General features: G+C 39.4%; 15 protein-coding genes. 9 read left to right on the plus strand and 6 right to left on the minus strand.

Annotated features, from left to right (window positions below; all coding sequences use genetic code 11):
• Window positions 1-82 precede the first annotated feature (82 nt).
• A complete protein-coding gene (locus NMG86_RS10050; RefSeq protein WP_043938728.1) occupies window positions 83-2488 on the plus strand; it encodes a dynamin family protein in 2406 nt (801 codons plus the stop codon).
• A 280-nt stretch (window positions 2489-2768) separates the two neighbouring features.
• On the opposite strand, the gene mnmG is transcribed toward NMG86_RS10050, so the two are convergent.
• A complete protein-coding gene (gene mnmG, locus NMG86_RS10055) occupies window positions 2769-4685 on the minus strand; it encodes a tRNA uridine-5-carboxymethylaminomethyl(34) synthesis enzyme MnmG (protein WP_026797568.1) in 1917 nt (638 codons plus the stop codon).
• A gap of 77 nt (window positions 4686-4762) precedes the next feature.
• On the opposite strand from mnmG, the gene NMG86_RS10060 reads away from it, so the two are divergent.
• Window positions 4763-5992, plus strand: a complete 1230-nt coding sequence (locus tag NMG86_RS10060; RefSeq protein WP_026797569.1) for a GTPase — start codon at window positions 4763-4765, stop codon at window positions 5990-5992.
• Window positions 5993-5995: 3 nt separating this feature from the next.
• Here the strand turns inward: NMG86_RS10060 and NMG86_RS10065 are convergent, their stop codons facing one another.
• Complete coding sequence (locus NMG86_RS10065) at window positions 5996-6871, minus strand: DNA-methyltransferase (protein ID WP_043938726.1); 876 nt, start codon at window positions 6869-6871, stop codon at window positions 5996-5998.
• A 124-nt stretch (window positions 6872-6995) separates the two neighbouring features.
• On the opposite strand from NMG86_RS10065, the gene NMG86_RS10070 reads away from it, so the two are divergent.
• The 7 genes from NMG86_RS10070 (at window position 6996) to NMG86_RS10100 (ending at window position 11714) form a co-directional block, all read left to right on the plus strand.
• Window positions 6996-7136 carry a hypothetical protein gene (locus NMG86_RS10070; protein WP_337587930.1) on the plus strand — a complete coding sequence of 47 codons (141 nt, stop codon included), beginning with the start codon at window positions 6996-6998 and terminating at the stop codon, window positions 7134-7136.
• A 32-nt stretch (window positions 7137-7168) separates the two neighbouring features.
• Entirely contained in the window at window positions 7169-7597 is a 429-nt protein-coding gene (locus tag NMG86_RS10075; protein WP_026797570.1) for a DUF29 domain-containing protein, read from the plus strand.
• A gap of 97 nt (window positions 7598-7694) precedes the next feature.
• Window positions 7695-8237 carry a Uma2 family endonuclease gene (locus NMG86_RS10080; RefSeq protein ID WP_026797571.1) on the plus strand — a complete coding sequence of 181 codons (543 nt, stop codon included), beginning with the start codon at window positions 7695-7697 and terminating at the stop codon, window positions 8235-8237.
• 63 nt (window positions 8238-8300) lie between these two features.
• The gene (locus NMG86_RS10085) at window positions 8301-8777 is read left to right on the plus strand and encodes a YbjN domain-containing protein (protein WP_026793748.1); all 477 of its coding nucleotides are present in this window, start codon (window positions 8301-8303) and stop codon (window positions 8775-8777) included.
• Window positions 8746-9537 carry a lipoate--protein ligase family protein gene (locus NMG86_RS10090; RefSeq protein WP_036831085.1) on the plus strand — a complete coding sequence of 264 codons (792 nt, stop codon included), beginning with the start codon at window positions 8746-8748 and terminating at the stop codon, window positions 9535-9537. The genes NMG86_RS10085 and NMG86_RS10090 overlap by 32 nt, the downstream gene beginning before the upstream one ends.
• A 39-nt stretch (window positions 9538-9576) precedes the next feature.
• Window positions 9577-10779 carry a 4-hydroxy-3-methylbut-2-enyl diphosphate reductase gene (locus tag NMG86_RS10095; protein ID WP_026787071.1) on the plus strand — a complete coding sequence of 401 codons (1203 nt, stop codon included), beginning with the start codon at window positions 9577-9579 and terminating at the stop codon, window positions 10777-10779.
• 320 nt (window positions 10780-11099) lie between these two features.
• Window positions 11100-11714, plus strand: coding sequence for a Uma2 family endonuclease (locus tag NMG86_RS10100; protein ID WP_026787070.1), 615 nt, complete (start codon window positions 11100-11102; stop codon window positions 11712-11714).
• Between the two features lie 99 nt (window positions 11715-11813).
• On the opposite strand, the gene NMG86_RS10105 is transcribed toward NMG86_RS10100, so the two are convergent.
• The 4 genes from NMG86_RS10105 to aroC are packed head-to-tail and all read right to left on the minus strand — an operon-like array spanning window position 11814 to window position 14672.
• A complete protein-coding gene (locus NMG86_RS10105) occupies window positions 11814-12038 on the minus strand; it encodes a DUF4926 domain-containing protein (protein ID WP_026787069.1) in 225 nt (74 codons plus the stop codon).
• Window positions 12039-12059: 21 nt separating this feature from the next.
• A complete protein-coding gene (locus NMG86_RS10110; protein ID WP_026793750.1) occupies window positions 12060-12608 on the minus strand; it encodes a DUF3747 domain-containing protein in 549 nt (182 codons plus the stop codon).
• 50 nt (window positions 12609-12658) lie between these two features.
• Window positions 12659-13570: an MBL fold metallo-hydrolase gene (locus NMG86_RS10115; protein ID WP_026787067.1), complete on the minus strand. Its 912-nt coding sequence runs from the start codon at window positions 13568-13570 to the stop codon at window positions 12659-12661.
• A gap of 1 nt (window position 13571) precedes the next feature.
• Complete coding sequence (gene aroC / locus NMG86_RS10120) at window positions 13572-14672, minus strand: chorismate synthase (RefSeq protein WP_026787066.1); 1101 nt, start codon at window positions 14670-14672, stop codon at window positions 13572-13574.
• Window positions 14673-14707 lie beyond the last annotated feature (35 nt).

Raw genomic sequence — 14707 nt, forward strand, 5'->3', positions numbered from 1 at the left:
AAGTAAAATTTAATGCCCAAGTTATATTTAATCAGAGATAATCTAAAGTGAGATAATTTTTAGCAAGAGTAAAGTCTTATATATGAACCATCCCCTATCGCCCCAGTGCCAAAACTTACAACATCAGGTTGAAGGTTTGGTCAAACTTCTACATCAAGAACCCACTCTGCGCCAACAGGATATTACTGCTGTTCATGCTTCTTTAAAGAAAGTCATTTCTCCCAAATTTGAAATTGTGTTTGCGGGGGCGTTTAGTGCCGGAAAATCCATGTTAATTAATGCCCTTTTAGAAAGGGAATTATTATATAGTGCCGAGGGACACGCCACCGGAACTGAATGTTATATTGATTATGCTGAACTTGATCAAGAACGGGTAGTTTTAACCTTTTTAAGTGAAGCCGAAATCAGGGAACAAGTCGCTAATTTATGTCAATTATTGGGCTTATCTTCTAACGTTAATATCAATCGAAATGATATGATTGATATATTAGTAGAAGGATGCGAAAGAATTATTCAGCAAGAAGGCGGAGTGAATAAATCTGAACGGGCCAAACAAGCTAAAGCCTTAGATTTATTAATCAAAGGATTTACGGAAAATCGCGATCGCATTCAAACCCTAAATAATGCGACATATTCAATGGAACAGTTTAACTTTTCCAACCTCAAAGAAGCGGCGAGTTATGCCCGTCGAGGGAGTAATAGCGCGGTCTTAAAACGGATTGAATACTATTGCTACCATCCCCTATTAAAAGATGGAAATGTAATTATAGATACCCCTGGAATTGATGCACCCGTGGAGAAAGATGCCCAATTAACCTATAACAAAATTGAACATCCCGATACATCGGCGGTGGTCTGTGTTTTGAAACCAGCATCGGCGGGAGAAATGACCATTGAAGAAACGGAACTCTTAGAAATAATTCGTCAAAATCCGAGTATCCGTGATCGGGTTTTTTATATCTTTAATCGAATTGATGAAACCTGGTATAATGCCCAATTACGTCAACGGTTAGAGAACTTAATTTATTCTGACTTTCAGGATACCACCAGGGTCTATAAAACCAGTGGCTTATTAGGGTTTTATGGTAGTCAAATTAAAGGCACAAGCGGACGTGATCGCTTTGGTTTAGATAGTATTTTCGCCGAAAGTATTAAAGGGTTTGGAGGCGAAGAAGAAACTCCCCAATTTGTCTATGCTTTTAATAACTATTGTGGCAGTTCTCGCAAACTTCCCATCCAGTTTCGAGTCACAATTAATGGTTTTGAATCTCCGAATCAAAACTACACCCGAATTTTAGCCGATTGGGGACAACCCTTAGTTGATCAGTTAATTAAAGATAGCGGAATTGAGGAATTTCGTAACGCCATTACTTACTATTTGAAAGAAGAAAAACGCCCGCAACTGTTTAAAAATCTAGCCGATGATTTAGAAGATATTTGTATTCCCCTACGCAAGTATTATGAATCAATTGAACGGGATTTAGACAGTCAACCCCGTGAAATTGAAGCCATGAAAGCCCAGGAATTACAACTGCTGAATCAACAATTACAAGAAGCGGGACTGGAATTTCGAGATCATATTATGGAGGAAATTAATCAGATTATTACCAATAAATGTGATAGCTTTGAACAGGATTTTAAGCAATTAGAATCTCGGATGGTACGGCGTTTAGATGAATTATTAGATGGTTTTTCTGTAAAAGAAGCCTATAGTCGGGCTACTTTCAATCATCCTCGGAATGCAACTGCACCTTTATTAGCAGTTTTAGTTGAGGCTTTGTATTATTTAGCTAATCAATTAGAGGATATTTTAGTTGAGTCAGTTAAATCTGTGAATGCTGGTTTTTTCCGTCGTTTAGTTGAAAAAGTTCGCAAGACTGAATATTATCGCAAACTCAATCGTTTATTAGGGAATGATGGCGGGTTAGAAAAACGGTTAAAAGAGTTAGAAGCAGAAGTTAATCAAGCGTTAATTGCGATGGCAAAAACTGAATGCGATCGCTATGTCCGAGAAAGTCCTAAATTCTATGATGAAGGCACATTTTCGATTTATCAATTTCGCCAAACTCTATTACAAACCTCATCCAGTTATGACGTGAAAGCAATAGTTGATGCCGAACCCGCTATCCGTCAATTGTTGAAGTTAGATTTTGAACCCAAAGTCTCAAAAACGATTCATCAAACCTTCCGCCAAACTGTTAACCAAACTCTAAAAACCCATTTATTACCGATGACGGATATTCAAGCGGATGAGATTATGCAGCAGTATAGTCAAGCGCGGGTTTATTTGGAAAAAACTTTGGCACAGGAAGCGGAGGAGAAAATTAAAAATAATGCCAAATCTCATTCGGAAGTGAATCAAAAGATTAACGAATACAATCAATTTGTTTCGGAAATTAATAGTTGTTTACAGTCGATGCAACTGTTTGAACACTTATTACCAACTATTGCTAATTCTGGTGTTGTTGATGAGCCTTTTGATTTCTAATTAGACTCATAAACTCTTATAAAAACCCCAGTTTCTTTGAGAATCTGGGGTTTTTCGGTACACCGAATTATAAACGAGCCTGAAACCCAGGCACAGCAAGGAGCCAATGTGACAACCTATTTAAGATTGCTAAGTACCTAAACAAAATTAATTACACATCTTCTACCCTGTTCCCTGTTCCCCGTTCCCCGTTCCCTCCCCCCCTAGCCCCCCGTGCACGGGGGGTTTGGGGGGGCTGTTCCCTCTCTCAACCAGGTAATTTATTTTGTGCAACTACTTATTAGGAATTGAGAGTAACAGTTTGTTGACGATTTCTAACCTCCAAATAAATCAACAACGCATTAATATCCGAAGGATTTACCCCCCCAATTCTCGACGCTTGACCAATGGTTAAAGGTTTAACCTTCATTAACTTTTCTCGCGCTTCCATTGACAAAGTTTCGATTTTGAGATAGTTTAAATCTTCCGATAAGGCTCGATTAGATTGGCGACTAACTTGGTCAATTTGGTTTTGTTGCCGTTGCAGATATCCTGAATATTTAATCTCAATTTCTGCTCCTTCTTTTTCCACTTGATTTAGGTTAGTATTACCTAAATTATATCGTTCTAAATCAACGTAATGCAACCCAGGACGGCGCAATAAATCCGCTAAAGTAATTGACCCTTTAATTTTTTGTTGGGTATCATTAACAATTGCCATTCCCACGGGATCATTTTCCTTAATTCGAGTAGCATATAACCGTTCTTTTTCCCCAATAATATTACCTTGTTTACGTTCAAATAATTCCCAGCGACGATCATCAATTAACCCAATTTCTCGACCTAAAGGCGTTAACCGTTCATCCGCATTATCAGACCGTAATAATAACCGATATTCCGACCGACTTGTTAACACCCGATAGGGTTCTCGCAGGTCTTTTGTACACAAATCATCAATTAATGTTCCGATATAACTTTGTTCACGGGAAAATACAATCATCTCTTGATGTTTAACAAATCGCACCGCATTAATTCCCGCCACTAAACCCTGGGCTGCGGCTTCTTCATAGCCCGTTGTACCATTAATTTGTCCCGCACAAAATAGCCCCTCAATTTTCTTTGTCATCAAGGTAGGATAAGATTGAGTTGCGGGTAAATAATCGTATTCCACCGCATAAGCAGGACGCAACATGGCACATTTTTCTAACCCCGGAAGACTTCTTAACATTTGCAATTGCAAAGTTTCAGGGAAACCCGTAGAAAATCCTTGAATATACAACTCAGGAATATCTCGACCTTCGGGCTCAATAAAAATTTGATGACTTTCCTTATCCGCAAACCGAACAATTTTATCTTCAATACTCGGACAATAACGGGGGCCTTTTGAATCAACCCAACCGCCATAAACCGGAGATAAATGCAAATTTTCCCGAATAATTCGGTGAGTTTCCGCCGTAGTTCGAGTCAAATGACAACACATTTGTTCCCGTTGAATTTGTACTTCCGGGTCGAAACTAAACCAGCGAACTTCTGTATCTCCCGGTTGCGGTTCTAATTTAGAATAATCTACAGAACGTTTATCAACTCGCGCCGGAGTTCCGGTTTTTAATCGTCCGGTTTCAAAGCCTAAACGGTTGAGGGTTTCTGTTAACCCAACGGCGGCAAATTCTCCCGCCCGTCCCGCCGCCATTGATTTATTTCCTACCCAAATTATTCCGCCTAAAAATGTCCCCGTTGTTAATATTACGGCTTGACATTTAAAAGCAACTCCAAAATAAGTTTCAACCCCAATAATTTCTTGATTTTTACCTAAAATTAAATCCGTGACCATCCCTTCTCGGACGGTAAGATTATCCTGATTTTCAATAATATTTTTCATCACGGCGGCATATTCCCGTTTATCTGTTTGGGCGCGTAAAGCCCACACCGCCGGGCCACGAGAAATATTCAGCACCCGTTTTTGTAAATAGGTACGGTCGGCCATTTTGCCAATTTCTCCCCCCAAAGCATCGACTTCATGGACGAGTTGGGACTTGGCAGGGCCTCCAACAGCCGGGTTACAGGGTTGCCAAGCGATTTTATCCAGGTTGAGGGTTAAGAGCAGGGTACGGCTTCCCAAGCGGGCCGCAGCCAGCGCCGCCTCACAGCCCGAATGTCCGGCCCCGACCACAATAATGTCAAATTCATCTAAAAATTCTACTGAGGATGTTAGAGTCATGGGTAAGGTTAAGGTTTTATAGACTTATTTTTTGATTTTAGCGGTTAAAATTAATATCATCTTAAATTGGTTACTGTATGTCTGAAGTTAAAAATCATCCGATTGAGCCCTCGGTTGCCGCACTGAAAAAGTTAGTTTCCTCTATTCCTGATAGGGTTCCTTATAAACAGGAAATTGACAAATATTTAGATGAACTTCTTGATTTGACCCTAGAAATGCGTCCTCCTCGTATCATGGTTGTTGGTCGTTGTAAGTCCGGTAAATCATCTCTAATTAATGCTATTTGTGGAAGTAAAGTAGCTGAGGTAAGTATGATTGAGCCTCAAACTGGACAGGCTCAATGGAAAAAATACTATAATCAGTATGAGGGTCGTGAAATTATTCATATTTTAGACACAAGAGGCTTTCAAGAACAAACAAATCCTCTTGAGAAAGATTCAGCAAAAACTCCACTTAAGAGTATTGTGAATGCTGTGAGTCGATGTTCTCCTGATTTAATTCTCTTTCTTTGTAAAGCCAGTGATGTTAGTTCAGGAGTTGAAGGAGATTTACAAGCTCTTAATGAAGTATATCAAGTAATTTATGAAAAATATTCTCGCAAACTTCCTTTGATTTGTGTATTGACCCATTGTGATCAGTTAGTCTATGGCTCAAGGTGGGAGAAACTGGATAATCAAGCTAAAATTGAACTGACGCGACCCTCCCAGACAGTTCTAAATAATAATCTAGTTAATTCCCAAAAGAGATCTAACTTTATTGATATTAAAAATAATGTTGTTCCTACTGTTACTTATGCGGAGTATTATGAAGGAGAAGGTGCGGAAATAGATCCAGAGTCGGATGGAAGATGGAATATTGAAACCTTAGTTAAAGAGATGCTTAAATATCTTCCCAAAGAAACAAAAGCCTCGATGGAAAGAACATCAAAAATCAAAGACTTTCAACGTAAGGAAGCTATTAGTGTAGTTGATACTTGTTCTGTTTTGTCTGGGGTGATTAGTGCGAATCCGATTCCGGGACTTTCGTTCCCAATTATTGGAGCTATTCAAACAATGATGGTAACGTTTATTGGATACTTAAGTGGACGTGATCTTTCACCAGAAACAGTAGCAGATTTTATTGCAACAGCAGGCGCAGGTTTAGGTGCTAATTGGGGATTAACTACACTGAGTGGAGAAGTTGCTAAACTTATACCTGGCTTTGGTAGTATAATTTCCGTAACAATTAATGCTGTGGCAACTAAGGCGGTAGGAGATCTAGCAATTAAAATTTTTATTGATCAAGAAGTTCCTGAAAAATCAAAGTAGAAATTAATTTACACTATCATTATTTTTATGATAGTGTAGATTTCCTTCGGTTAACCGTTCAATAATCACATCACAATTTTGAATTTCCATTCCGATCCAATAGCGATCTGTAGCTTCACAAACTGCATAGGTTGTTCCACTTCCACCAAAGGGATCAATGATTAAATCTCCGGGTAAACTTGACATTTCAATCACTCGATCTAAAATCTTGGTTGAGAGTTGATTAGTTGTCCGTTTTTTACTTTTAAATTTCCAATGACGGACAGGAGGAATGTCTGTCCAAACATCGGTTAAATTGACTCCTAATGGGTTCATGGCATGACGATGACCCCCATAATCTTTAATTTCACCCCCACAATGACGGCAAGTTTCTATGGGAGTTCTAATTTTACGGAATACTTTTGGCTTGCCTTTTGTATAATATAAAAGACTATAATGGCTAGGATATAATCGCCCAGGAATAGGTAAACTCGATTTTTGACTAATAGTAATCCAATGTCTAAAAGTTAAACCCTTATTCATTAAATAACTGCCTAATAACATATTCCATTTAGGTAAATTGTAAATAAATAAACTGCCCCCGTCTTTAAGAATCCGGCAACATTCATCCAGCCAAGTATAACACCAGTTTAGATATTCACTATCTTCGAGGCTATCATCATGCTTTTTGCCATATTTTTTCCCTAAATTAAAGGGAGGATCAGCAAAAACAACATCAGCTACACTGTTATTGATCTGTTTTAAAAGCGTTATACAATCTTCTTCAAAAAGAACTCCCTGTCTTGAAATAAAGCAAGGTTTTTGATCTGATTGATTAGAAATATAGTTGTGATAAGGAAATTGATCAATATTTTTGAACGATATAGAAAGTTGCTGCATGATCAGTTAATTAAGATTCTAAACTTACTTTAATTGTAAGACGGTTATCAGATTTGTGACAACTCCCTAAAAAATGTTAATATAGTAATAACTCAATTCTATCACGAAAATAGGTAATTCTGCCATGAAGATGTTAGCAAAATGGTCTGTAGAGGATTATCACCAGATGATTGATGCTGGGATTTTGTGCGATCGCAAAGTTGAACTATTAGCAGGTGAAATCGTTGAAATAAGTCCAGAAAGTCCCATTCATTTTAAAAAATAAAGTAAATAGCACCTTGAATTACAGGAGAACCCATGAACTCAACCACCCATGAAACAGACTTTTATGCTTGGACAAATGAACAGGTACAGCTATTAAAAACGGGACAACTTAATCAAATTGATTGGCAAAACATTGCTGAAGAAATAGAGGACATGGGACGCTCGGAAAAACGACAATTAGAAAGCCGATTAGAAATATTAATTATGCACTTATTAAAATGGCAATTTCAGCCTAACCTACGCTCTCGAAGTTGGCAATTAACGATTAAAGAGCAACGCCTTCGGTTAGAAAAAATTCTACAAAAAAACCCTAGTCTTCAACCTAATTTGACTGAAGCGATAGAAGATGTTTATCCTTTGGCGACTCTGAGCGCGGAAAGAGAAACCGGGTTATCTTTATTTCCTGAAACTTGTCCCTATACCTTAATAGAGATTTTATCCCCTGAATTTTTACCAGAGTAAATAATTACATAAAATTTTACTCTATTTTGTGACAACTCCCTAAAAAATGTTAATATAGGAATAACTCAACTCTCTAATAAAAATAGGTAATTCTGCCATGAAGACGTTAGCAAAATGGTCTGTAGAGGATTATCACCAGATGATTGATGCTGGGATTTTATGCGATCGCCAAGTCGAATTATTAGCAGGTGAAATTATTGAAATGAGTCCAGAAAGTCCCATTCATTACTATACAACTGAGGAAGGTACACAATACTTACAAACCTTGTTAGCAAGTAAAGTTCATGTTCGTTTTAATGGCCCTATTACCCTTTCGGATTCTGAACCCGAACCGGATATTGCTATTGTCCGACTACCCAAGTCAACCTATAAAGATCATCATCCCTATGCTGAGGATATTTTTTGGCTCATTGAAGTGGCTAAAAGTAGTTTAAAAAAAGATTTAGAATTAAAATTATCAATTTATGCTCAAGCTAGAATTGAGGAATATTGGGTTTTAGATTTATCCCAAAAACAATTAATCGTATTTAGAAATCCTGAGAATAATATTTATTTGAGTCAACAAATTATTAATCAAGGGATGATTACCTCCTTGGCTTTTCCAGATATTGAGATATCTGTTGAAAGATTATTGAGTTAAATAATCTTCACAAAGGCAGGGCTAGTTACGATACAATTTAATTAAAAGCTAGTATCAAGTATTATGACAACTACAGAACAAGCACCGTTAACGACTGAGACTGATGCAGAACTGATTGATAATGCTATGGCCACCGTCAGACCCTCAGAAGAAATTGAAAACGTCCTGATCGGTTTAGCTCAAGACCAAAAGGTAATGGTCGGACAGTCCGAAGCGGGTAAGGTTTGGCAATTTGAATATGGTAGTGTGGAAGTTTTTGTGCAACTCACCGGAGAAACCGATGAAGATACCATCACGGTTTGGGCTACGGTACTAAAATTTCCGGTAAAAAATGAAAATCAGTTAATGCGAAAATTATTAGAAATGAACTGGTTATCTACTTTAGAATCCCATTTTGCGATTACGAATGATCAAGTTGTAGTTTTATCGAACCGCACTTTAGCAGATATTTCTGCCACTGAAATCTCACGCATTATTACCATTGTGGCGACAATTGCCGATAATAACGATGATAGCTTACAAGCCGAGTTCAAAGTCTAATATTTGGCGTTTAATTCCTGTATTTAAAGCCTCTGGACATTTGCAAATGGCAATTGACCATTGGTTGTTTCGTCAACATCAACAGGGAAAACATCCCCCCAGTTTACGGTTTTATTTTTGGGAACCTGCGAGTATTTCTTTAGGTTATCATCAGAAATCTTGGCCGGAACATTGGCAACAGTTAACTTGGCAAAACCAACCTTTAGAGTTAGTTAAACGTCCCACCGGAGGTCGGGCGGTTTTACATCAAGGGGATTTAACCTATGCGGTCATCGCTTCGGGATTGCCCCAAAATTCTAGGGTAGCCTATCAAACATTATGCCAATTTTTAATTGAAGGATGGCGATCGCTCGGCTATGAACTCCACTATGGTTCTGCTGGACGGGGATATATTCACAACCCCAACTGTTTTGCCACCGCCACCGCCGCTGATTTAGTCCTATCCGATGGCACTAAATTAATTGGCAGTGCCCAACTCAAGGGAAATGGGACAATTCTACAACATGGCTCCATTCGGTTAACTCCTGATGCAGAACTGTTTCGTCAGGTGTTTGGCCTGGAAATGCCCTCACCAACCCTAACTACTTTACCGTTTGGGGAGGAGTTGGTTTCAACGGTTATTGATGCTTTGGGGGTAGCAGCCCGTTGTTGGTTCGGGGGAGAATGGGTAATACAGGCCCTCTCAGATAGGGAATTGCAGACTATTGAAGCCGAGTATTCAACCCCTTGGGGCGTGTTTGCTGACGCCATGGTAGTTTAAGATTATCAATGACAATGCACCTGATTTCAAGATAAAAAAATGGATACAAAAGCATTTATACGTTCCTTACAAGAGTCAGAAACCTATCATCGCAAAGGCTTTGGTCATCAGGAAGAAGTGGCAAATGTTATGCACTCAGCCTATCAAAGTTCTTTAATTCAAGAGATTAGAGAGAATAACTATAGTATTAAACGGGGAAATGTTACGATTCAAATGGCTCAATCCTTTGGGTTTTGTTGGGGTGTGGAAAGGGCTGTGGCTATGGCCTATGAAACTCGTGAACATTTTCCAACGGAAAATATTTGGATTACCAACGAAATTATTCATAATCCTTCGGTGAATCAACATTTAAAGGATATGAAAGTTGAGTTTATTCCTGTCGAAAATGGGAATAAGGATTTTTCAGTAGTGAATTCTGGGGATGTGGTAATTTTACCTGCGTTTGGGGCAAGTATTCAAGAAATGCAAACCTTGAACGAAAAAGGCTGTAAAATTGTTGATACCACTTGCCCTTGGGTGTCTAAAGTTTGGAATAGCATTGAAAAACACAAAAAAAGAGATTATACCTCTATTATTCATGGAAAATATAAACATGAAGAAACCGTTGCTACCATTTCCTTTGCTGATAAATATTTAGTAATTTTGAATTATAAAGAGGCGGAATATGTGTCTAATTACATTCTGAATGGAGGCGATCGTCAAGAGTTTTTAGCAAAATTTAGTCGAGCCTGTTCCGAAGGTTTTGATCCCGATCAAGATTTAAAGCAAATTGGCATTGCTAACCAAACCACCATGCTGAAAAGTGAAACCGAACAAATCGGCAAACTATTAGAGCATACAATGATTAAAAAATATGGCCCCGATCAATTAAATACTCATTTTCAAAGTTTTAATACCATTTGTGATGCCACCCAAGAACGCCAAGATGCCATGATTGGGATATTAGATCAACCGTTAGATTTAATGGTTGTGATTGGGGGCTTTAATTCTTCTAATACCACCCATTTACAGGAAATGTCCGTGGAAAAAGGAATTTTATCTTATCATATTGACTGTGCAGAACGCATTTTAGCGGATAACCAGATTGAACATAAACCGTTAGGCAAATCTTTGGAAATTCAAGAAAACTGGCTTCCTGATGGGGAGATTTTAGTTGGAATTACGTCCGGTGCATCAACTCCTGATAAAGTTGTCGAAGAAGTAATTGAACGGATTTTTTCACAGAAACTTTCTCAGGTTTAAGACTAAAAATAAACGAGATTTTCTCTCCCATGATTAGGATAATCAAGCCAGGTTATAATCATCTTGATTAAGTTTTCCGGCTTTGATTATCCTGAATTTATTAAACCCTTTTGCTCAACAATTTTGAACATAACTTAAATGGGATTGCTATATTCATTAATTATTAGTATAAGGAATAATTAAGTACCTAAACAAAATTAATTACACATCCTCCACCCTATTCCCTCCCCCCCCTAGCCCCCCGTGCACGGGGGGTTTGGGGGGGCTGTTCCGGTGTTCCCTCTCTCAACTAGGTAATTTATTTTGTGTAACTACTTACAATGATTCAATCAGCAACAAAACTCTTAAATGTTGATCAATTTATTACTGAATATGGTGATAGCGATCGCCATGAATTAATAGATGGAGAGTTAATTGAAATGGAACCGACTGGACTACACGAACAAGTAGGAGCTTTTATCAGTCGAAAACTAAATGTAGAAATTGATCGTCAAGACCTGCCTTCCCTAATTCCCCATCGTTGTTTGATCAAACTATTAGGAACAGAAACCGCTTTTCGTCCCGATCTGATTGTATTAGATCAAACAAAACTGATTGATGAACCCCTATGGGAACAAAAACCTATAATTACATCAGGAAAATCCATTCAACTAATTGCTGAAGTTGTCAGTACCAACTGGCAAAATGATTATGCGCGGAAGGTGGAAGATTATGCTTTATTCGGAGTTCCTGAATATTGGATTATTGATTATTTAGGAATAGGAGGTAGAGAATATATTGGTAAACCAAAACAACCTACTCTTACTATTTGTAATCTAGTCGGTGATCAGTATCAAAAACAATTATTTCAAAATAATGATTTACTGGTTTCATTAATCTTTCCCAATTTAAAAATCACCGCTCAACAAATCTTTGCAGCAGGTCGTATCGTGTAACATCATGAACTTGAATAACTTTGAGTGTAAAGGCTGTTTCTCTAATATAATCAGAATTGTTTAAACTCACGGGCGATAGATTAAATCCCTTCAACATAATTAGCTCAGAACTCGTGCTTGGGCAATTTCTCTATTACCAATAGCCCGAATTTGAGAACTAAATAAAGAAATAATAGTAATTGTTTGACCTGTGAGGGTCATAAATTCTACTTCGTATCCTAAACCTTCTTGATGGACTAAAACTACAGTACCAATATCGCCTGCTTTTAAATTATATTCGGCTAAATCATGAGTTAAAACCACTCGGTCTAATTCAGTAATCATAAACCCATCAAATCATCTTGTTTAAGAAGCTGGAGAATCGCTGGTAAAATAAATATGACCTAGGGTTTTTCCCTGATAAACTCGTTTAGTTAAACGCCAACCCGGTTCTAAAATTATTTTAGCGAAACCACTCGTAAATCCATAAGTTCTACCAATAATAATCGGTGGAGCGTAGGCATCAGCCCGGGACTGGGCGACCAATAAAATATCACTCGGCGTACTTTGAACACTCAAAGAATGGGACAGCACCAAATCCGTTCCGGCCATTCTCACCGAATAACCGTTACTATCGGTGGCCCGTCCACAAATCCCAGTAAAATCAAAATTCAGCAGTAACGGATCAACAATCGTAGGTTGACTACCACTCTCATTCCAACAGGGGCGACGATCCGAGACCTGTTCCACAACTACTAAAGTATGTCCAAAGGCGCGAGGCACAGCGATCGCCACAAATCGATCCTGTTCCACCTCTTTTTGGTCAAAATCAACCGCGATCGCATTTAAGCTAAAACTCAGGACTGATATCCCGATGATCAAGGCGACAATAGTTCGTTTTAGTGCTAATTTCATCTGGATTTTTGCACCGTCCAATGGCAACAAGAACTTACTCTAAATATTTTCTAAAATCCCACGGGAACCACTAACCCTTCCCGTGCCATAATTGCTTGGGGAGATACCGCTTGGACTTCCTTTTCTACCTGATCCAGAAAGTCATCGCTGTGGCTAGGGTCATGGTGGAAAATCACCACTCGCTTAACTCCGGCAGCTTTAGCCATCTTTACGGCCTCTTGCCAAGTGGAATGTCCCCAACCGATTTTCGGAGATTTAGGATTATGATACTCCTCATCGCTATACATAGCATCGTAGATCAAAATATCGGCATTTTGAGACAGATTTAAGACATTCTCATCCAGGCCATCGGGGAGATGTTCGGTATCGGAACAATAAACCGCCGTCCGTCCCTTCCAAGTCACCCGATATCCCATAGCCGTATTCGGATGGTTCAGTTGTCCGGTTTCAATCAGAATATCATCCAACATCATCGAATCCCCAGGCTTGAGTGTATAGAATCTCAAGTCTCCTTGTAGTCCCGTCAGGGGAACTGGAGAATTAGGATGCAAAATTCGGTCGATAAAATGTTGTTTCATCGAGTCCCCATCCGGTGGAATTGCCCCATAGATATGAAAGCAATTACCCCGCATAAAAGCCGGGGTAAACAGGGGAAATCCTTGAATATGATCCCAGTGGTAGTGGGTAAAGAACATATACGCCTCCACCGGGGCTTCTTTAAGTAAATCATCTCCTAGGAGTCGCAGGCCAGTTCCGCCATCAAAAATCAAGCGTTTACCAGCCACTCGCATTTCCAAACAGGAGGTGTTACCCCCATAACGAATCGTCTCTTTTCCGGGGGTGGGAATACTGCCCCTAACCCCCCAGAACTGGATCACAAAATCCTCTGGGTTAGAGTCGGGAGCCGATAAATTAGAGAGCTTCTGAGGGTTAGCCCCCACAGACGATAGGCTGGTTTCCATTTTATTCTTCAGGCTTCAAAGTTCCACACTGACCATGATGACGCAGCAAATGATCGCACAAAACTAGAGCAACCATCGCTTCTACCATTGGCACAGCCCGAGGTAAAACACAGGGGTCATGCCGTCCTTTCGCCGATAACAACGTTTCCTCTCCCTCCTGGGTGACGGTGCGTTGCTCCTTCCGAATTGTAGCAGTTGGCTTAAATGCTACTCGGATAATAATATTTTCTCCATTGGAAATGCCACCCTGAATTCCACCCGATCGATTGGTTACTGTTCGGACGCCGCCCACAGAATCAATATAAAATTCATCGTTATGTTGACTGCCTGTGAGCAGAGTGCCAGCAAAGCCAGAGCCAATTTCAAATCCTTTACTCGCGGGTAAGGACATTACCCCTTTGGCTAGATCTGCTTCTAGTTTATCAAATACTGGAGATCCGAGTCCTAAAGGAATATTTCTGGCAACACATTCTACCACGCCACCAATAGAATCCCCCTGATCCCGAACCTGTTCAATCCGTTCTATCATGGTTTCGGCACAATTGCCATCGGGACAACGAACAATATTACTTTCCACTTGTTCTAGGGTGACGCTATTGGGATCAATCACTCCTTCGATATCTTGAATTCGTTTCACATAACCAATAATTTCTACCCCAGCATATTGTTTAAGAATTTGTTTAGCGATCGCCCCAGCCGCCACTCTTCCAATAGTTTCTCTGGCCGAAGATCGTCCCCCTCCTTGCCAATTTCTAATCCCATATTTAGCATCATAAGTAGCATCGGCATGGGAAGGGCGATATTTAACCGCCATATCACTATAATCTTGGGGGCGAGTATCTTGGTTCCGTACCATAATCATAATCGGGGTTCCCAAGGTTCGTCCCTCAAAGACTCCACTGAGAATGTCACAAGTATCGGTTTCTTTGCGGGGAGTAGTAATCTTACTTTGTCCGGGGCGACGTCGATCCAATTCCGCCTGAATATCTGTAATATCAAGTTTTAATCGGGGAGGGCAACCATCGATCACAACTCCCACCGCCCCACCGTGGGATTCTCCAAAGGTCGTGATCCGAAATAAATGCCCAAATGTGTTGCCCATAATGGTTGTGTTTATTTTGCCAAACTCTTTATTAT

It is taken from the genome of Planktothrix rubescens CCAP 1459/22, assembly GCA_904830895.1.
GTDB classification, from domain to species: domain Bacteria; phylum Cyanobacteriota; class Cyanobacteriia; order Cyanobacteriales; family Microcoleaceae; genus Planktothrix; species Planktothrix agardhii.

What these genes read in the sequence shown, in the direction of transcription:
- NMG86_RS10050 (WP_043938728.1), top strand. Translation starts at nt 83, where the DNA reads ATGAACCATCCCCTATCGCCCCAGTGCCAAAACTTACAACATCAGGTT.
- mnmG (WP_026797568.1), bottom strand. Translation starts at nt 4,685, where the DNA reads ATGACTCTAACATCCTCAGTAGAATTTTTAGATGAATTTGACATTATT.
- NMG86_RS10060 (WP_026797569.1), top strand. Translation starts at nt 4,763, where the DNA reads ATGTCTGAAGTTAAAAATCATCCGATTGAGCCCTCGGTTGCCGCACTG.
- NMG86_RS10065 (WP_043938726.1), bottom strand. Translation starts at nt 6,871, where the DNA reads ATGCAGCAACTTTCTATATCGTTCAAAAATATTGATCAATTTCCTTAT.
- NMG86_RS10070 (WP_337587930.1), top strand. Translation starts at nt 6,996, where the DNA reads ATGAAGATGTTAGCAAAATGGTCTGTAGAGGATTATCACCAGATGATT.
- NMG86_RS10075 (WP_026797570.1), top strand. Translation starts at nt 7,169, where the DNA reads ATGAACTCAACCACCCATGAAACAGACTTTTATGCTTGGACAAATGAA.
- NMG86_RS10080 (WP_026797571.1), top strand. Translation starts at nt 7,695, where the DNA reads ATGAAGACGTTAGCAAAATGGTCTGTAGAGGATTATCACCAGATGATT.
- NMG86_RS10085 (WP_026793748.1), top strand. Translation starts at nt 8,301, where the DNA reads ATGACAACTACAGAACAAGCACCGTTAACGACTGAGACTGATGCAGAA.
- NMG86_RS10090 (WP_036831085.1), top strand. Translation starts at nt 8,746, where the DNA reads ATGATAGCTTACAAGCCGAGTTCAAAGTCTAATATTTGGCGTTTAATT.
- NMG86_RS10095 (WP_026787071.1), top strand. Translation starts at nt 9,577, where the DNA reads ATGGATACAAAAGCATTTATACGTTCCTTACAAGAGTCAGAAACCTAT.
- NMG86_RS10100 (WP_026787070.1), top strand. Translation starts at nt 11,100, where the DNA reads ATGATTCAATCAGCAACAAAACTCTTAAATGTTGATCAATTTATTACT.
- NMG86_RS10105 (WP_026787069.1), bottom strand. Translation starts at nt 12,038, where the DNA reads ATGATTACTGAATTAGACCGAGTGGTTTTAACTCATGATTTAGCCGAA.
- NMG86_RS10110 (WP_026793750.1), bottom strand. Translation starts at nt 12,608, where the DNA reads ATGAAATTAGCACTAAAACGAACTATTGTCGCCTTGATCATCGGGATA.
- NMG86_RS10115 (WP_026787067.1), bottom strand. Translation starts at nt 13,570, where the DNA reads ATGGAAACCAGCCTATCGTCTGTGGGGGCTAACCCTCAGAAGCTCTCT.
- aroC (WP_026787066.1), bottom strand. Translation starts at nt 14,672, where the DNA reads ATGGGCAACACATTTGGGCATTTATTTCGGATCACGACCTTTGGAGAA.